The 17323-nt window shown below is 70.1% G+C and carries 14 protein-coding genes and 1 pseudogene; 6 read left to right on the top strand and 9 right to left on the bottom strand.

All coding sequences use genetic code 11. The features are described from left to right. The first annotated feature begins 6 nt into the window (after positions 1 to 6). Entirely contained in the window at positions 7 to 819 is an 813-nt protein-coding gene (locus tag OG556_RS14010) for an ABC transporter ATP-binding protein (protein WP_371517326.1), read from the top strand. A gap of 243 nt (positions 820 to 1062) precedes the next feature. Here the strand turns inward: OG556_RS14010 and OG556_RS14005 are convergent, their stop codons facing one another. Beyond that, positions 1063 to 1905: a helix-turn-helix transcriptional regulator gene (locus OG556_RS14005; RefSeq protein ID WP_371517325.1), complete on the bottom strand. Its 843-nt coding sequence runs from the start codon at positions 1903 to 1905 to the stop codon at positions 1063 to 1065. Positions 1906 to 2030: 125 nt separating this feature from the next. Between OG556_RS14005 and OG556_RS14000 the strand changes: the two genes are divergently transcribed. From OG556_RS14000 to OG556_RS13985, 4 genes and pseudogenes are all read left to right on the top strand, one after another. Continuing rightward, on the top strand, positions 2031 to 2768 hold the full coding sequence (locus OG556_RS14000) for an SDR family oxidoreductase (RefSeq protein ID WP_371517323.1): 738 nt from the start codon (positions 2031 to 2033) through the stop codon (positions 2766 to 2768). 14 nt (positions 2769 to 2782) lie between these two features. Further along, complete coding sequence (locus OG556_RS13995; RefSeq protein WP_371517322.1) at positions 2783 to 3259, top strand: nuclear transport factor 2 family protein; 477 nt, start codon at positions 2783 to 2785, stop codon at positions 3257 to 3259. A 261-nt stretch (positions 3260 to 3520) separates the two neighbouring features. Further along, positions 3521 to 3679: pseudogene (locus tag OG556_RS13990) on the top strand (DUF255 domain-containing protein); the annotation flags it as partial. 707 nt (positions 3680 to 4386) lie between these two features. Then, on the top strand, positions 4387 to 5238 hold the full coding sequence (locus OG556_RS13985) for a methyltransferase domain-containing protein (protein WP_371517321.1): 852 nt from the start codon (positions 4387 to 4389) through the stop codon (positions 5236 to 5238). 7 nt (positions 5239 to 5245) lie between these two features. On the opposite strand, the gene OG556_RS13980 is transcribed toward OG556_RS13985, so the two are convergent. Genes OG556_RS13980 through OG556_RS13945 form a run of 8 tightly spaced genes read right to left on the bottom strand, consistent with a single transcriptional unit; the run spans position 5246 to position 15064 of the window. Then, positions 5246 to 5776 (bottom strand): adenylyl-sulfate kinase, encoded by a 531-nt coding sequence (locus tag OG556_RS13980; RefSeq protein WP_371517320.1) that lies wholly within the window; start codon positions 5774 to 5776, stop codon positions 5246 to 5248. After that, the gene (locus OG556_RS13975) at positions 5773 to 6507 is read right to left on the bottom strand and encodes a sulfotransferase (protein WP_371517319.1); all 735 of its coding nucleotides are present in this window, start codon (positions 6505 to 6507) and stop codon (positions 5773 to 5775) included. Before OG556_RS13975 ends, OG556_RS13980 begins: the two co-directional genes overlap by 4 nt. Continuing rightward, positions 6500 to 7297: a hypothetical protein gene (locus tag OG556_RS13970; RefSeq protein WP_371517318.1), complete on the bottom strand. Its 798-nt coding sequence runs from the start codon at positions 7295 to 7297 to the stop codon at positions 6500 to 6502. The genes OG556_RS13975 and OG556_RS13970 overlap by 8 nt, the downstream gene beginning before the upstream one ends. A 5-nt stretch (positions 7298 to 7302) precedes the next feature. Further along, on the bottom strand, positions 7303 to 8955 hold the full coding sequence (locus OG556_RS13965; protein WP_371517317.1) for an aspartate aminotransferase family protein: 1653 nt from the start codon (positions 8953 to 8955) through the stop codon (positions 7303 to 7305). Beyond that, complete coding sequence (locus tag OG556_RS13960; protein ID WP_371517316.1) at positions 8948 to 9991, bottom strand: radical SAM/SPASM domain-containing protein; 1044 nt, start codon at positions 9989 to 9991, stop codon at positions 8948 to 8950. Before OG556_RS13960 ends, OG556_RS13965 begins: the two co-directional genes overlap by 8 nt. Then, complete coding sequence (locus OG556_RS13955) at positions 9988 to 11187, bottom strand: glycosyltransferase (protein WP_371517315.1); 1200 nt, start codon at positions 11185 to 11187, stop codon at positions 9988 to 9990. The genes OG556_RS13960 and OG556_RS13955 overlap by 4 nt, the downstream gene beginning before the upstream one ends. A gap of 11 nt (positions 11188 to 11198) precedes the next feature. Further along, a complete protein-coding gene (locus OG556_RS13950; protein WP_371517314.1) occupies positions 11199 to 13214 on the bottom strand; it encodes a radical SAM protein in 2016 nt (671 codons plus the stop codon). A 47-nt stretch (positions 13215 to 13261) separates the two neighbouring features. Further along, positions 13262 to 15064 (bottom strand): hypothetical protein, encoded by a 1803-nt coding sequence (locus tag OG556_RS13945; RefSeq protein WP_371517313.1) that lies wholly within the window; start codon positions 15062 to 15064, stop codon positions 13262 to 13264. Positions 15065 to 15405: 341 nt separating this feature from the next. Here OG556_RS13945 and argS point away from each other — a divergent pair, with 341 nt between their 5' ends. Beyond that, positions 15406 to 17166, top strand: a complete 1761-nt coding sequence (gene argS / locus OG556_RS13940) for an arginine--tRNA ligase (protein ID WP_371517312.1) — start codon at positions 15406 to 15408, stop codon at positions 17164 to 17166. Positions 17167 to 17323 lie beyond the last annotated feature (157 nt).

Here is a 17323-nt window from a genome sequence, read left to right as displayed (position 1 = left end):
CCGCTCATGATCGAGTCCCCGCCCCCGCCCGGTGGCCCGTCCGCCCCCGTCGCCACGTCCACCCCGGTGGCCGCGGCAGCCGTCGAGCTGACCAAGGTGCACGGGGCCGGCGGCGCCCGAGTGGTGGCGCTGGAACGGGTCTCGGTGGCGTTCCGGGAGGGGGAGTTCGCGGCGATCATGGGCCCGTCCGGCTCGGGCAAGTCCACCCTGCTGCAGTGCCTGGCCGGTCTGGAGTCCTGCACCTCGGGCTCGACCCGGATCGGCGAAACCGACCTCACCCGGCTGAACGACCGCAGGCTGACTCGGCTCCGCCGCGACCACGTGGGCTTCATCTTCCAGGCCTTCCACCTGATCCCCACCCTGACGGTGCTGGAGAACATCACCCTGCCGCTCGTCCTCGCCGGCCTCACCCCCGACCGGCAGTGGCTGCACACCGTGATCGACGCGGCCGGCCTCGGCCGACGCCTCGACCACCGCCCGGCCCAGCTCTCCGGCGGTCAGCAGCAACGGGCTGCCTGCGCCCGGGCGTTGGCCGGCCGCCCCCGGATCGTCTTCGTCGACGAGCCGACTGGCAACCTGGACTCCCGCTCCGCCGCCGAGATCCTCTCCCTGCTGCGCCATTGCGTCCGCGAGCTGGGCCAGACCGTCGTGATGGTCACCCACGACCCCGTCGCGGCCGGCCACGCGGACCGGGTGGTCTTCCTCGCCGACGGCCGGATCGTCGACGAGCTCGCCGGCCCCACCCCCGACCAGGTGCTCCGACGGATGCGCACCTTCGACGCCAACCTCGGTATCAGCCACTGGTCCGAACCGGCCTGACCCGCGGCATACCCGACGGCATCCGCAGGGCAGCGAACCAGTGGCCGTCGTACCACCCGAAGCGGGCCTGACCAGCTGATCGGCACCTCCCACCCTGCGGGGGAGCCCAACGTGCAGGTGAAAGACACACAAGCCAGTCATGCACGTAAGGCACATCCAGCCCCGACCATGCGGCGGCCCGGGGGTGAGTGTCCGGCGTGAGGACCGTGGGCCCGTCGCGCTCACCGTGCCACGCACGGGCTGTCACCCGGCGGACCGGTAGGCGCGGTTCGCTGTGGCGTGCACGGAGCCGAGCAGGCTGAGCGCCTCGACGCTGGGGCTGCCGGGTTCGGCGTGGTAGATGATCAACTGCTGGCCGGGGGCGTCCCGCACGTCGAATGCGTGGTGGGTGAGGGTCATGCCGCCGACGTCCGGGTGGTGGACGTGCTTGTGTTCGCGGGTCTTGCCGCGCACGGTGTGGGTGTTCCACAGCCGGGCGAAGTCCGTGCTGCGCGTGCTGAGTTCGTCTACGAGAGCCCGTAGGCGCGGACTATCCGGGTCGACGCCGGATGCCTGGCGCAGGTGCCCCACCACCGTCTCCGCCGTCCGGTCCCATCGGGGGTGGAACGGCCGACCTGCCGGGTCGAGGAAGACCATGCGGGCCAGGTTGTCCATCGGTTCAAAGGGCGAGTACAGGGCCTCGGCCAGGGCGTTGGCGGCCAGGATGTCCAGGGTCGGGTTGATGACGAACGCCGGAGTGCCGGGGTAGCCGTCCAGCAGGACGCGCAGGGCGGTGTCGACCTGGTCGGTGGCGGCGACGGGCCGCTGGGACGGTGCGGTTCCGGACAGTTGGTGAAGGTGCGCCTGGGCGTCGGTGTCCAGCAACAGCGCGCGGCTGAGCGCATCCACCACCTGCGCGGACGGGTGGCGTTCACGGCCCTGTTCCAGCCGGGTGTAGTAGTCCGCGTTCACCCCTGCCAGTACGGCGACCTCTTCGCGGCGCAGCCCGGCCACCCTGCGCACGCCATGGCTCGGCATCCCGACCTCGTCCGGCCGCACGGCCGCACGGCGCGCCCGCAGGAACTCACCCAGCTGGTTGTCGGTCATGTGCCCAGGCTAGGCCGCGGGCCCGGTGTGCTGCCTGGGTGTACCGCACCCAGGCGGCACACGGCCTGGGCCGCCCGCGACACCTCGCCCAGACTCGGTGCCCTACCGAGAGATGAGGGGCAGTCATGCCAGAGCGGACGATCAAGGTCGTAGCGATCACCGGTGCCAGCAGCGGGATCGGCGAGGCGACCGCCCGCCGGCTCGCCGCCGACGGCCACCGCCTGTTCCTGGGAGCACGGCGCACCGATCGCCTGGACCAACTCGTCACGGAGATCACCGCCGCGGGCGGCACGGCGGCGACCCAGCGCCTGGACGTGACCGAGACCGCCGACGTGAGGGACTTCGTGGCAGCGGCCGAAGAGCGGTACGGCCGCGTGGACGTGATGGTCAACAACGCCGGGGTGATGCCGCTGTCGCCGCTGGAGGCGCTCAGGACGGAGGAGTGGGACCGCATGATCGACGTGAACGTGCGGGGTGTCCTGCATGGCATCTCCGCCGCCTTGCCCGTGATGCGCGCCCAAGGTGGCGGGCACATCGTGAACATCGCCTCCGTCGGCGCGCACGAGGTCTCTCCCACCGCCGCCGTGTACTGCGCCACCAAGTTCGCGGTCCGTGCGATCTCCGAGGGACTGCGTCAGGAGTCCGCCGGTGACGTCCGGGTCACGCTGGTCTCGCCGGGCGTCACGGAGTCCGAACTCGCCGACGGCATCGCGGACCCGGTCGCTCGGGCGGCCATGCGGACGTACCGCGCCGTGGCCCTGCCGGCCTCCGCGATCGCGGAGGCCGTCGCCTACGCAATCTCCCAGCCGCCGTACGTCGACGTGAACGAGATCGTCGTACGACCTGCGGCGAGCGCCCAGTGACGGAAGGAACCGGAGTGCCGCACACCCCCGCTCTCGACGACCTGGCGCGCAGAATACGCGGCCTGGAGGACCGGGACGCCCTGCACGCCCTCATGATCCGCGGCTGGCGGGCACTGGACCGCAAGGACTGGCGGGCCTGGTCCGCCTGCTGGGCCGAAGACGCCGTGCTGGAGTTCGGGCCCTGGCAGCGAATCCAGGGAAGGGAGGCCATCCGCGCGAAGGTGGAGGAGGCCGAGTCGCCTTACACGAGCATCCAGCACCACATCCTCAACATGCACGTGGACGTGGAGGGCGACCGGGCGACCGGCATCGGGTACATGTGGTTCGTCGCCGACACCGCTCCCGGGAGGACCTCTGCCCCCTACTCCATGGGCGGTCCCTACGACTGGGAGTTCCGCCGTGACGGGGACGGATGGCTCTTGGCCCGGCAGCGGCTCGGGGTCCTGTGGACCGACGGCGACGACACCCTGCGAGCCTTCGAACCGGAGTGACCAGAGTGATGAGAGTGACCGGAGTGACCGGAACTACGTTGTCGACTGCTCGGTGAATCAACACGCTGGGCCGCGCGGCGGCTTCACCTCCAGCCGATCGAGTGTTGCGGCGTGCTGGGGGGTGAGCAGGTCGGACGTGGCGGACGCCGCCCCGGCCGCATGCACAAGCCGAAGGGCAAGCCACCTGGCCGGCCGCGCGGGGCCCGGCTCGCCGCAGCCGGTGTCCCGTCGCCCGGCCCCCGATGCGCGAGGATGGGGGGCATGCCGAACCGTCTCGCGGACGCGACCTCGCCGTACCTGCTGCAGCATGCCGAGAACCCTGTGGACTGGTGGCCCTGGGGGCCGGAGGCGTTCGCGGAGGCGGAGCGGCGCGGGGTCCCGGTGCTGCTCAGCGTCGGGTACGCGGCGTGCCACTGGTGCCAGTGGCACGCTGCGTAATCGACTGGTGGCAGAAAGAGTATTTTGCGCCGCGGTGCCCCCTCGAACGCCTCGGACCCCAAGGCCGCCCGGCGGCCGGATTCTCGGCGTGCTGAAGCAGATAAGGCGAGGTCACGCCAGCCCGCCTGTCCGTGCGAGACAGCCTCTCACACAGTCCCGACCTCAAGTGCGGGACCCGCACACCTCCGCCTGCTTGGCTGATTTGCACTCATGAGCCATCACGTGGTGGACGGGGATCGGCCGGGATTCGAGCCGGTAGCCCTGTAGCGGCCCGACTGGTCCTGTCCTGCCGTTGTGGCGTTCTTGGGTACGGCGTCGAAGGTGCCATCGACCGGGTCGATGGCAGTGCCACCCGCCATCCGCCTGCCCCCAACCGCCTTCGGCGTCCCCCATTGCGTTGCCGCTACCCCCTGCGCCACCTCACCCCTCCTGGATCATCCGAACACTGCTTGGGGCCAGGTCATTGCCGGCCCTCCGTCGTGCTTTCCCCGCAGGTGTCATCTTGACCTGCGCGACCGCGAGTGGGGCCGCCCATGTCGCCGAGGCAGCCCATCTGCGAGCCCTCTCGCGCTCTGAAGGTTCTGTCTTTGCCCGACAGGACGCCATCCGACTTGTCACATATTGTGCAGCTATGCGTCGGATGCGCTGTCGCTTCGGCTCCAGCGCGGGTCAGGGAGAGGGGTCGTGCTGTGTCGGACTGCGCCGAAGCGATCCACAACCGGCTTGCCGAGCTCGCCGCTCCGACGGCCAGCAGCCGGGTCATCGACCTGGGATGCGGTGCCGGACCGACGCTGCTGGCGCTGAGCCGTGTGGCTCCCGAGGCCACGTTGATCGGGATAGACAGGTCTGCGGAGTTCCTCAGGCAAGCTCAGCAGGAGCTCCATGGTCACCTCGGCTCGGTGATGGCCCTTGCTGCAGATCTTCGGACTCCGCTGCCGTGCGGGGATGAGAGTGCTGACGCTGTTCTCTCGTACAACACGGTTGAGTGCCTCCCGGACCCGGAGCATCTGCTGGTCGAGATTGCTCGGGTTCTTCGGCCAGGTGGGCGGGTGGTCCTTGCGCACGTCGACTTCGATTCTCTGGTGATCGCCGGCGCGGATGCGGACCTTGATCGGCGGGTCTGTCACGCTTTCGCGGACGACGTGCAGGGCTGGATGGATCACGCGGATGGGCGGATCGGCCGCAAGCTGGGGCTGCTGCTGGCGCGGAGTGCACTGAGGCTGGTGAGCGTCGAGCCGCTGTTGACGTGGTCGACCGAGCTGTCGGGACACGCGGAGGCCCGGATCGGAGAGATCCGAAAGGCGCTGTTGTCCGCGGACAAGCATGGTCGCGGCACAGTCACTGCAGCTGAGGTGGAGAAGTGGTACGCGGCGGTGCAGGAGGCCGATCGCCTGGGCGGGTTCTTCTTCTCCGAGCTGGCCTTCATCGCGGTCGCCGAGCGCCCAAGCGATGGGTGCCTGGCCGGCGCCACCGCTCCACCGAATGGCGTCCTGCCCGGGCATGAGGACCGCTGGGCGTCGGGGCGTTCCGCCGCTGCGTGACGGACGGCTATGGCACGGCGCGGCCCCGGAGCACGTTGTCGGCGAATGAGCAGATGGCCTTCTCCGAGACCCCGAGCGGAGCTGTGGTGTCCAGGGTGAGTACCTGGTGCTCAGGGTCGGTCCAGGAGAGTTCGGGCGCGTCGGGTGCTGGGTTGGCGCGGTAGGCGGGTGAGGGTCGGAGGGCGTCGCGGGCGTGCCGGAGCTGTTCGGGTGCGCGGACGTGGATGAGGTGGAGTCGTTCGCGGAGCAGATCTGCGGCCAGCCGCCGCTCTGCGGGCGTGGAGGTCACGAGCGTGACGATGCTGATCGGGTGCCGGAGGGCGGCCTGGGCGAGCGCCTCGATGGTGGCGATGCGGTCTTCCGGGGACCAGCCGAGGTCTCGCAGGACGCCGGTGGCGCGCTGTTCGTCGGCGTCGTACAGGACACAGTCGCGGTGCTCGGGTTGAAGGTGGGCGAGGAGTCGGCGGGCGAGGGTGGTCTTCCCGGAAGCCGGCAGGCCCATGAGCCAGAAGACCGCGGAGGCTGCTGGGTGCGTCACGCGGAGTAGCCCCATCTCTCGCACCAGTGCTTGAGCAACGGGGGGACGTCTGCGTCTTCGGGCGGCGGGGTGGCGTCCTGGATCCGGCCGGAGGCGATCTGGGGCGACCAGTCGCCGATGCCGTAGACGAACGGGCCATGGTCGTGGCGGCCGTAGTCGAGCATGGCCGGCTCCCAGGGGATGCCGATGTACTCGCACAGGGTCTTGCAGGTGACTTCCGGTTCAGCGGTCAGCTGCTCGTAAGTGACGCTGACGGAGGTGGGGACGTGGGCGGCGGCTTCGTCGAGGGCGGTGGCGAACTTGTCGACGGTGACGGCGGCTTCGGCGAGGTCGGTGGCGTCGCCGGCGCGGCGGATGGAGTCGGCGATGGCCACCGGGTGGCGGCGCAGGATGATGTAGCGGGCGTCGGGCCAGCAGGCGGTGAGGCGCTGCCAGATGAAGACGTTGCCGGGGGACTTCTCGGCGAGCACGGTCTTGCCCGCTTCGGTGAGTTGGCGGTGCAGCAGCCGGTCCCACAGGAGGTGTTCGAGGTCCTGGCGGCCGAGGTCGAGGGTGCGCATGGCGAGGTCGGTGAACTCGTCGTCGACTGTGACGGTGAGGCCGCCGAGGTGGAGTTCGTGCGGGGCGTGGACGTCGGGGTGGGAGCCGAGCAGGCAGCGCAGCAGGGTCGATCCGGAGCGGATCGGGGAGAGGATGAAGACGGGTGCGGGGACGAGGCGCTGGTCAGGCACGGAACTCCTTCTTCACCTGGTGCTCGCGTTCGGCGAAGACGCGCAGGCGGGTTTCGAGGTCGCGGCGGTAGTGGGCTGAGCCGGGGGCGGTTTTCTCGTCGCAGTGGAAGATCCGCAGCGGGAGCTGGTGCAGGTAGCCGATGCCGGGCCCGGCGGGGTGGGCGAAGGTGTGGGAGAGCCAGTCCTCGTAGTTCAGCCAGCTCTGGCCGTCGTCGTGGAACCGGTCGCCGGGGATGCCGCCAGCTGCGGCCATGACGGGCCGCGCGCGGTGGGTGTCGTAGATCAGGAAGTGGGAGGAGACCCGGTTGACCGAGCGGGCCTCGGCGTTGAGGACGGGGCCGGCGTCTTCGAGTTTCCATTGCCAGCAGTCGTGGTCGTCGATGCGCTGAGCGAGGGCGAGCTGGGGGCAGCGGTCGAAGGTGTCGGCGATCTCGGCGAGGACGTCGGTGACGCTGGGGTCGCGGAAGGCGACGACGTCGCCCTCAATGGTGATCAGGAATCGGCTCTTGTCGGTGACGAAGTGGGTGTGGATGTTGTTGGCCTGGTCGCCGGAGGCCCGGTGGCGGGTGCGCCAGCGCAGCCGCACTTCGTCGAATCCCCAGGTGGAGTGCGCGAGTTCGGTGATCTCTTCGATCGGGGCGCTCTCGGCGCCGTCCACGACGAGGACCAGGTCGTAGGGGTGGCGGGTGCCCCGGCACAGGGCGTCCAGGGTGGCGGGGATGGTGCGGCGCAGGAGTTCGACGTCGCTATGGACGAGGTAGGCGATGGTGAACGCGGGCGGGTACGCCACCGGGGTCACCACCCTGCTGGTCCGGTCACGTCCGCCGCGGCGCCGCTGTCTGGCGGGGCTGCTGTGGTGAGCAGTGCGTGGGCGTCGGTCAGCATGGCGGCGGTGAGTTCCCGGGAGTGGTCGAGGATGGCCCGTTCGATTCCGCGCTCGATGTCGTCGGGGATGTGGGGGTGGCCCACGCACATGCCCATGACCTGGTACTTGGCAGTGGTGCCGAGTCCGATGCGGTCGGCGAGGTCCTGGAGGGCGAATAGGTCGAAGACGACGGTGCCGCTGCGGTAGAGGCGGTCGGCGAAGGCCGCGGTGTAGCGGGACACGAGCGCGCGCACCGCCCCGTGGAGTTCAGGTCGGCTGTACGCCTCCTGGAGGGCGTGGGCGACCTGGTCGGGGAGGAAGACGAAGGCGCACCGGTAGAAGTCGGAGGTGCCGAGGAGGCGGAAGCTGCCGGTGCGCTCCAGCAGGTCGACCATCCGCTGGTAGGTGGCCTGGCGGCCTTCTACCAGCCGGCCGATGCCGTCGGTGCCCTGGTGTTTCATCAGGGCCCACAGCTTGAGTGATTCGAAGCCGCGGGATCCGTAGAACGGGGTGATCAGCCCGAGGTCGAGGCAGTCGGGGTCGTCGGCGCGGTCCGGGTAGCGGGCGAAGTGACCGAGCACGGCCGGGTCGCGGAAGAGCGCGTAGCTGGAGGGGTAGGAGACGAACAGGCCCTTGTGCGGGTCGAGGGCGACGGAGTCGGCGCGTTCGATGCCGGCGAGCTGGACCTTGAGCTTCTCGGAGAACAGCAGGCTGCCGCCGTGGCAGGCGTCGACGTGGAACCAGACGCCGTGCTGGGCGCAGAGGTCGGCAAGCGCTTGCAGGTCGTCGATGCCGGTGGTGCGGCAGTTCCCTGCGACGCCGACGACCATGAAGATCCGCTTGCCGGGCGGCGGTGAGGCCAGCAGGCCCGCGATCGAGGCGGGGTCGCTGGTGAAGTCGGGGGTGGCGTCCGCCCACAGGAGTCCGTCCGTGCCGAGGCCGAGGGCTTGGGCGGCGGCGAGGTAGGAGAAGTGCTCGACGCCGCCGGCGAGGAGGATCACGGGCTGCTCGGGGATGGCGCGCAGGCCGCTGTGGCGGACTTCGGGGTAGGTGTGGGCGAGGGCGGCGGCGATGGCGATGTGGTTGCTCATGTTGCCGCCGGAGGTCCACATCCCGCCGAGCGAGGCGAGGCCCTGGTAGGCGGTGAGCGGTGCGGCCTTGTAGCCGATGAGTTCCCGCAGCCAGATGATCAGCTGGGCTTCGATCACGCTGGCGGCGGGCGCGCTGCGGTCGAAGGCGATCAGGTTCTGGTTGAGGAAGGTGGCGACGATGTCCGCGGCGAGGGCGGCGATGCTGTCGCCGGTGTCAGGGAACGCGAGGTAGCGCGGGTCGGCCTGGGAGATCGACCACCTGGCGATCTCGGCCAGGGAGTCCATGAGCTGGTCGTCGCTGGTCCCGGTGTGGGGGATCGGCCCGGCGAGGCGGTCGATGAGTTGGCCGACCGTCGCGTGCCGCAGGACGCGGTGGTCGCGCAGCTCACCGGAGGTGAAGTCGAGTCCGAGGTCGACCGCCTGGTGCAGCATCCGCCGGCTGTCGTCCCGGGGACGGTTGCTCAGCAGGGCGGGCGGTTGGGGGTCAGGCACGTCCGAACTCCATTCGATACACGCAGCCTTCGCACGAGGACCAGGCGGGGCCTTCGATGAAGGAGTCCCGCAGCGACTGGTACGGCGACGCCGTCCAGATCTCGGCCATCGGCGTCTGGTGGATGTTGCCGAGCACGTTGCCCGGGCTGGACTCCATGTGGACACAGCACGGCGTGACGTCGCCGTCCTTGGTGAGGTAGCTCGCGTCCCACGGCCACGGACATACGGCGTTCGCGGCGGCCGGGGAGGTGAGGCGGGAGTAGTCGAAGATCGACAGCTGCAGGTCGTGCTCCTCGGCCCGGGTGAGGCCGGCCTCCAGGTGCGGGACGACGTCGTACGGGGGGAGGGCGAACAGGGACTCGGTGTTGAGGCTCTTGTCCTCGCCCCAGTGGTGCAGGCTCTCCACGCTGACGCGCCCCAGGCCGTGGTCGGCGACGAAGTCGACGATCGCCGGGAACTGTTCCAGGTTCGCGGCCGAGAGCGTCACGGCCGCGGACAGTCCCGTCTCCCGTCCCTCGGTCAGTGCGACCGCTTCGCGCAGAGCCGCGCTTAGCTGGGTCAGGCGCAGCCCGGAGCGCATCCGCCCGAGCGTGGCGTCGTCGGCGCCGTCGACGCTGATGGCGATCAGTCCGAGCCCGGCAGCCAGGACCGGTTCGAGACGGCGGCGCACCAGCAGGCCGTTGGTGTTCGTCGAGGTGAACACGGAGCGGTCCGTGCATGCCTGGACGTAGGCGGCGAAGTCGCGGACGATCAGTGCCTCCCCACCGCCGACGAAGGAGACGTGGCCGAGGTCGGGGAGCTGGTCGAGGAGCGCGACGAACGCCTCCAAGGGCAGGTGCCCACCACTGCTCTCGTGCACGGCCCGAAGGCAGCCGGCGCACGCGAGGTTGCACAGGTCGGTGAGCTCCACCTGCAGGTACTGCGGCATGGCGGTGGGCTGTCCGGGGGTGAGGCCGTAGCGGTCGAAGTCGTCGGTGACGAGGAACTTCCGGAACCGCTCGGGCACCGTGATCTGCGGCGCGTGTTCGGGTATCACCCGGCCACCGCCTTCCGGTAGACGGAGACGGTCTCGTCGGCGAACAGGGCGAACTCCTCCACCCTGCGGTCGAACGACGGTACCCGAGGGGCCAGTTTCTCGGATGCCGCGTCGATCGCCCGGGTCCAGGCGACCGGATCGCGGTAGTCCTCGACGAGGTGGACGCTGGGGTCGTCTGCGAGGTGGTGCATGGACGGGACGGCCGAGGACCACACCGGGACACCCAGGGCCCGGGCCTCGTACGCCACCAATGGGTGGTTCTCCCACCACTGCGAGGGCACCAGCAGCGCCCGGGCGTCGGCCAGCACCAGACCGACCTCGGCACGGGAGTGCGGGGGAAGCCAGCGCACCCGTCGATCTGCCGCGGCGACGGCGCGCATCCGCTCCTCGTAGGCGGTGTCGTCCGGCACGGTCGCGATCACCAGCGGCAGGTCGGTGAAGCTACGGCGGAAGGCGTCGAGCAGGAGATGCAATCCCTTCTCGGGCGAGCACCTGCCCAGGAACAGCAGATACCGTCCGCCGCCTGCGCTGGTGGCGAGCGGAGCCCAGACGGCTGGCAGTCCGTAGCGGGCCCGGTCGCGGACGACCTTGCCCACGTCGACGCCGGCCTTCGCCAACTCGGCGGCCTGGTGCGGCGTCTGCGTCCACAGGGCCCGGGCCCGGTCGTTCAGCCAGGCGATGTTCCGCGCCCGCCAAGAGGCCACGTCGCCGTGCGCGTTCTCGGGGGCATTGAGGCATCCGAGGCAGTCCTGGGTGGGAGCTGTCGCCGTGCACTGGGTGCCGGTGGCCCGGATGACGAGCTGGTGGTCGGGGCAGATCGCGGTGTAGTCGGTCAGCGTCGCGACCACCGGCACCCCGGCCAGGGACGGGAGGTCGAGGAACTCCAGGCCGATGCGGCTGAAGTGCAGCACATGCACGACGTCCACGGCAGGACGTGCGGCAAGCAGTCGCTCGACCCTGCGGGCCTGTTCCATCTCCTGGGCACGCCAGCCGACGGGGTAGTCGTTGCCGAGGGCAGCGGGCAGGCTCAGGTACTCGTCGGCCGTGCGACGATGCGGTGGCGGTGGCTCGCCGGCCGCGAGCCAGCTGACGTGCACGCCGCGGGCCGTCAGCGCCCGGGCGAGGTCGTCGGCCAGGATCTCCGTGCCGCCAGCGTCGTCGCCGGCGAATCGGTGGGTGGTCAGAAGGATCCGCAAGTCTCCGCCCCTCAGCAGGTGTTGCCCTGGAGACCGGCCCAGCGGCCGACCGGGGTGAGACCGGCGGGCATCCGCCCGTTCACACCGGCAGCCTCCGGGCCAGCGGGAGTCTCCGGTCCGGACAGTCGCAGCACTCCGGTGCGGGAGCGGTCGAGGACCGCGAACGGCTCGTGCAGGGTCAGCGCCGTCCAGCCGCCGTCCTCGAAGTCCACGAACACGTTCACCCCGAGCCCGGCCCCGGTCTCGCCGTGTGCGGGCAAGGGCAAACGGAGCCGCACCTGTTCCGCTTCCCAGAAGAGGTCGACGTCGGCGGCGTCCTCCCAGATGGGATCGGGGTGTGGGACGCGGCGGAAGCGATCCGTGGGTGCATGGAGCCCCCTGGCGCCGTCGCGCGTGGCACGCCACTGGTGCTCGCCCGGCCCCTGCTGGGCGGCGAGGTCATGCAGGGTAAAGCCACCCGACCCCAGCGGCTGCAGGCGAACCCTCACGGCGCGCACGGTATCGGGGGTGTCGCCCAGGTCGAGGCGGACCTCCAGCTGGTCGTCGTCGAGCGCGAGCCGGGCGCGCAGACCAGCCGAAGTCGCCAGGCCGCCCCGCAGCCGGCCAGGACCGCCCAGCGGGATGGCCGAGTCCTCGTCGTGGCCCGGATCCGCCAGGAGGCGGGCGGCTGGCAGGTAGTCGGCCTCGGGGGATGCGGCGAGCGCCTCGCTGGTGAGCCCGTACGGGGCGGGGAGCGCGTCGAGGACCTCGGGGTGCTTCTCGCGGAGCGTGATGACGAGGCGGACCGCGAGGTCGGTGATGAACCGGATCAGGTCGCACTTGACCTCGTCGGGCCGGGTGATGTCCCCGTTCGCCAACACAGCCTGGTAGTAGCAGCCGCCACCGCACACGTACCGCGACGGGCAGGTGGAGCACCCGTCACGCTGGTCGACCACCAGGTCGAGGTACCGGCTGCGTTCGCTGTCCTCCACGCCGGTGGAGGCGTGCCCGATGTGCCAGCCGGACTTCCCGATGAAGTGCGCGCAGGGGTAGAGGTTGCCGTTCGTGTCCAGGTAGGTGCCGCTCTTGCCCGCCCCGCACCGGTAGACCTGCGCCGCGCGGTCCTTCACCCGGTAGAAGAATCGCATGAAGAAGTCCTCGGAGTTCAGGGCGAGCAACCGGGCGAGGATGCCCTCCGGCGGCTGGGCGAGGAGGTGCTCGACGAGGTCGGCGTAGCCCTGGCGGAAGGCCGGCAGCGTGGCGGCGTTGAGCGCGTAGTCCTTGTCGTAGGTGGCGTTGACCGGCTTCATGTAGATGTTGCGGGCGCCGACGTCCTCGAAGAGGTGGCGGAAGATCATGGTGAAGTCGGTGCAGTACGCGGTCAGGACCGCGGAGACGCCCATGTCGGGGTAACGGGCCAGCACCCGGTCCAGGACCGGACGCACGTGGTCGTACGTGCCACCACGTCCGTTGGTGTAGAAGCGGACCCGGTCGTGGACATCCTTCGGGCCGTCGAGGCTGATGTCCTGGGGCGGGCCGAGCCGGTCGGCGAGCTCCGGCGTCATCGACAGCGTCGCGTTGGTGACCATCGGCCCGGCCCACACCACGCTGACCGGCGAGTCTGCCAGGCCCTCCTCCACCAGGGACTGGACCTCCTCGTGCATGTGCCGCACCAGCATCGTTTCGCCGGCGAGCCCGAAGTCGACGCGGCTGTACCGCGCGTCCTCCTCGACGAGCCGCTTGCGGTGGGTGGCGAGGCCCTGCACCACCGTCTCCAGGGGAATCGTCACGGGCTTGCCGTCGGCGTGGACCCGGTCGCGGAACGAGCAGTACGTGCAGCCCATGTTGCAGGAGTCGGTGAGGGAGAGCTGCGCCTGCGGGTACGCCTCGCGGTAGGACGTGATCTGGTGCACCGCTTCCGGTGCGCCGCACGGGCACGGCGCGCCCGGGGCGGTGATCTGGCCGCCGAGGACGTGGAAGACGTAGCCGTCCGCGAAGGAGACGTGTGCGGGGTCGCTGGTGGAGAGTGGAATCGCGTCGCTGATCACGGTGGACCTCTCGGGTTGAGATGGTGCGGATCGGGGCGGTACGGGAATTACGGGTTTTGCGGGCCGGGCAGTCCCAGGCGCTGGCGGAACAGGTTCAGCCGGGCGGCGAGCCGGGTGATCTCAGCGTCGGCCTGCCCGCCGGCCGGGTGGGCGGGGTCGGCTGTCTCCCGCAGGGCGAACGTGGCGTGGACGAGATCGCGCAGCTCCGCGGCCTCCTCGGCGCCGATCACCTGTGGGAGGAGGGCGAGTTGCCGCTCCACAGTCACCGGCATCCGCGCCGTGCCCGAGCCGGTGGACGCGAGGCGCGCCAGCGCGGCCCGGGATTCGAACCACAGGTACTTGGCGGTGTACTCGCGGCCCTGCTCTTCGTACTGGCTCGGGCGGCCGATGGTCTCAGCGGATGGCGGTGTCAGGACTGTCGTCGCCCAACCTGGGTCGTGAACGGCGGAGCCTGGCCGACGGAGCTCGAACCACTCGTGAAGGTCGCGGCTCGCGTTGCCGTCGGCGTTGACGAGGTCGTGCTCGACCGGGCGCGCGGCGGAGCCCTCGGCCTCCAGCCCGAGGCAGGTGAGTGCCTCGATCAGCAGGTCCTCCGCCGGCCTGTGCCCGCAGGGGAACGCTGCCGAGCTCAACTCGAAGTCGATGTCGCTGCCGAGGCCCAGTACCCCCTGGGCGCAAGAACCCCGCAACAGCAGGTCCAGCTCCTCGATCCGCAGGACGGTTAGGACGACGTCGGCGAGGCGACCGGCGATCTCCTCGGCCACCATAGCCCGCTCGCATGCCGCGTCCCAGCCGCTCACGCGAGCCAATTGGCCTATTCGCTCGGCCAGTTGCTCAAGCGACACGGCTCCGGCCAGAGGGATCGACTCGGCGGCCGAGAACAGTGCCAGGACCCAAGCCCGCCGTAATGCGGCCAGATCTGGTGGAAAAGCAGCCGGTCGACTGCCTGTCGCCAGGGCGTCCAACTGTCCGAGCAGGGACGCATAGGCGTCCTCACCGCGCTGCTCGCGCAGGTGTGCGGTCAGCACGGTGTGGAAGACGCCGAGCTTCGCGGGAAGGACGTCCTCGGCGAGGTGCCCCAGAGCGGCGGCGCTTGCCGATCCGGCCCTCGTCAGCGGGAGTTCGCTCGCGAGTGTCACCTCGATCCCGTAGCGGCGGACGTCCACGTGGGGCGCGCCCCGGGCGAACCAGCTCGCCAGGACGGTCTCGAAGTCGTCCAACACCGCCTGCTCGCCCGGTAGCGAGGTGGGGATTCGGTCCCGCAGCTTGAGGTCGTGCCCGAGCAGGTCGGACCAGGCGATGTCCCACTTCATCAGGGTCAGCTCGTTGGGGGTGGCTCCGGCCGGCACCAGGAGCGCGTCCTCCCAGTCGATCAGGACCGTCCGCCCGACCCGGCGGAACATGTTCCGCGGCACACACCCCGACGCCTCGACCCCTCGGTCCAGCAAGGCCACCAGCAGGTCGGCGACAACGGGAACGGACAGACCGTTCGCCCCGTTCCCGGCCGATAAACGCCTGCCCAGATGCGGGGAAACCAGTGCGGCACCCTGGCCGGGCAGTGGGACCAGCTCGGGAACACAGACCTCCACGGCGCCGAACCCGTCGACAGTCAACCCGCCCAGACGACGCGCGGACTCAGCGGCCAGCTCCTGCTCCGAGCGCGCAGCCCCAAGAGGCCGGAGCTTCGCCACCAGGTCGCGCCCACGGTGGCGAAACCGGTGCACCCGCCCGCCAATGTCGACGAAGTCGGGGTCATCGAAGGTGACCCGGCCGCTCGCCGTGTCGAGCGCCTGCCGAACTGAGACCGCGAGGTCCCCCGAACCACGCGCACCCCTTGTCGTTCTGCTCACTTCACTCCCCTCCCGAGTGCCGCACGCAGATGTGTCACCGTAGCCGCTCCGTCACCGTGTGTTCGATCGAATTAGCGGATTCGGCCACCGGCTTCCGGTCTGTATGGAGCCGCACGAAGCGGAACGGTGGCTCCCAATTTCTGATGATCATTCAGTTCTGCGACTCATCAATGCTGTTGGGGAGTCATGTCGTGCCGGGCGGCTACGCTTAATCGGCCTCTCGCCCGCGAGAGCATGGGACAATCGGCGTGCGGCGCCGACCGTCCACCTGGTGCGGTTGCTGTGCGACTCCCGCGGCCCGTCCGCGGATCCGCCCTCTCACAGAAGTGGTCCTTCGTTCTATGGCTACGGTCCTCTCCATCGCCGACGCGGTGCAGCAGCGCTTTGCTCAGGCGATCTCCACCGCGTTTCCCGACGCAGCGGACAGCGACCCCCAGCTGCGACGAAGTGACCGCGCCGACTTCCAGGCCAACGGGATCATGAGTCTCGCCAAGCCTCTGCGGGCCAACCCCCGTGAGGTGGCCACGCGCGTCCTGGAACACCTGGCTGCGGACGAGGTGATCGCGAGCCTGGAGGTCTCCGGCCCCGGATTCGTCAACGTCACGGTCACGGATGCCGCCATCCTGGAGCGGCTGGCCGCCCGTGCGGCGGACACCCGGCTCGGTGTCGGCAGCACCGCCGAGCCTGGCGTCACGGTGATCGACTACAGCCAGCCGAACATCGCCAAGGAGATGCACGTCGGCCACCTGCGCTCGACGATCATCGGCGACGCCCTGGTGCGTACTCTGGAGTTCACCGGCGAGAAGGTCATCAAGCGCAACCACCTCGGCGACTGGGGCACCCAGTTCGGCATGCTCATCCAGTACCTGATCGAGCACCACGACGAACTCGGCGACGACACCGAGGCCGCTGACTCCGGCCCGTCGATGTCCCGCCTCAACCGCCTCTACAAGGCGTCGCGCGCCAAGTTCGACAGCGACACCGACTTCGCCGACCGGGCCCGTCGGCGCGTCGTCGACCTCCAGGCCGGCAACCCGGAGACCGTCGCCTCCTGGCAGGGCATGGTCGACGAGTCGAAGGTGTACTTCGAGGCCGTCTACGCCCGCCTCGGCGTCCTCCTCGAAGACGCCGACGCCATCGGCGAGAGCTACTACAACCCCATGCTCGCCGAGGTCTGCGCAGACCTCGAAGCCTCCGGTGTCGCTGTCCGCTCCGACGGAGCCCTGTGTGTCTTCTTCGACGACATCAAGGGCCCCAACGGCGAGCCGACCCCGCTCATCGTCCAGAAGAGCGACGGCGGCTACGGCTACGCCACCACCGACCTCGCCGCCATCCGCGACCGCGTCGGCCTGCTCGGAGCCAACCAACTCCTCTACGTCGTCGACAGCCGCCAGGCCCTCCACTTCCAGATGGTCTTCGAAACCGCCCGCCGCGCAGGCTGGCTCCCCGACAGCGTCCGCGCCCTGCACCTCGGCTTCGGCACGGTCCTCGGCAAGGACGGCAAGCCCTTCAAGACCCGCTCCGGCGAGACCGTCCGCCTCATGGACCTCCTCGACGAAGCCGTCGACCGGGCCCGCACCGTCGTCTCCGAGAAAAGCCCGCAGCTCGCCACCGAGGAACTCGAAGACCGGGCCAAGCAGGTCGGCATCGGCGCGGTCAAGTACGCCGACCTCTCGACCTCCCGTACCCGCGACTACATCTTCGACGCCGACCGCATGGTCTCCCTCAACGGCGACACCGGCACCTACCTCCAGTACGCCTACGCCCGCATCCAGTCCATCCTGCGCAAGGCCCCCGAGGGCGTCATCCCGACCGCCCACCAGGACCTTGACCTGGAGCCGGCCGAGCGCGCCCTCGGCCTCCTCCTCGACGAGTTCGGCGCCACCATCACTCAGGTGACCGGAACGTTCGAGCCCCACCGGCTCTGCGCCTACCTGCACCACCTGGCGTCGGCGTACACCACCTTCTACGAGCACTGCCCCGTCCTCAAGGCCCCCAGCCCCGAGGTCATGGAGACCCGCCTGCTGCTCTGCCAGCTCACCGGTCAGACCCTCCGACAGGGCGTGGACCTCCTCGGCATCGGCACGCCCGAGAGGTTGTGACTCCTTCGGCGGGGCCGGTGGAACGCGGAGTGGCTGAGCTGGGCAGACAGGCCCAGGTCAGCCACCCAAGAGTCTCGCGTGCCCCAGTCGCACAAGCGCGCCGCTCCCAGTAGCGGCGCGCTTCGTCAACCTGTAGCGCCTGCCGGCTCAGACTCAT

Origin of the sequence: Kitasatospora sp. NBC_01300 (genome assembly GCF_041435235.1) — a bacterium.
Classification (GTDB): domain Bacteria; phylum Actinomycetota; class Actinomycetes; order Streptomycetales; family Streptomycetaceae; genus Kitasatospora.
This window is presented reverse-complemented; position numbering and strand designations above follow the sequence as displayed.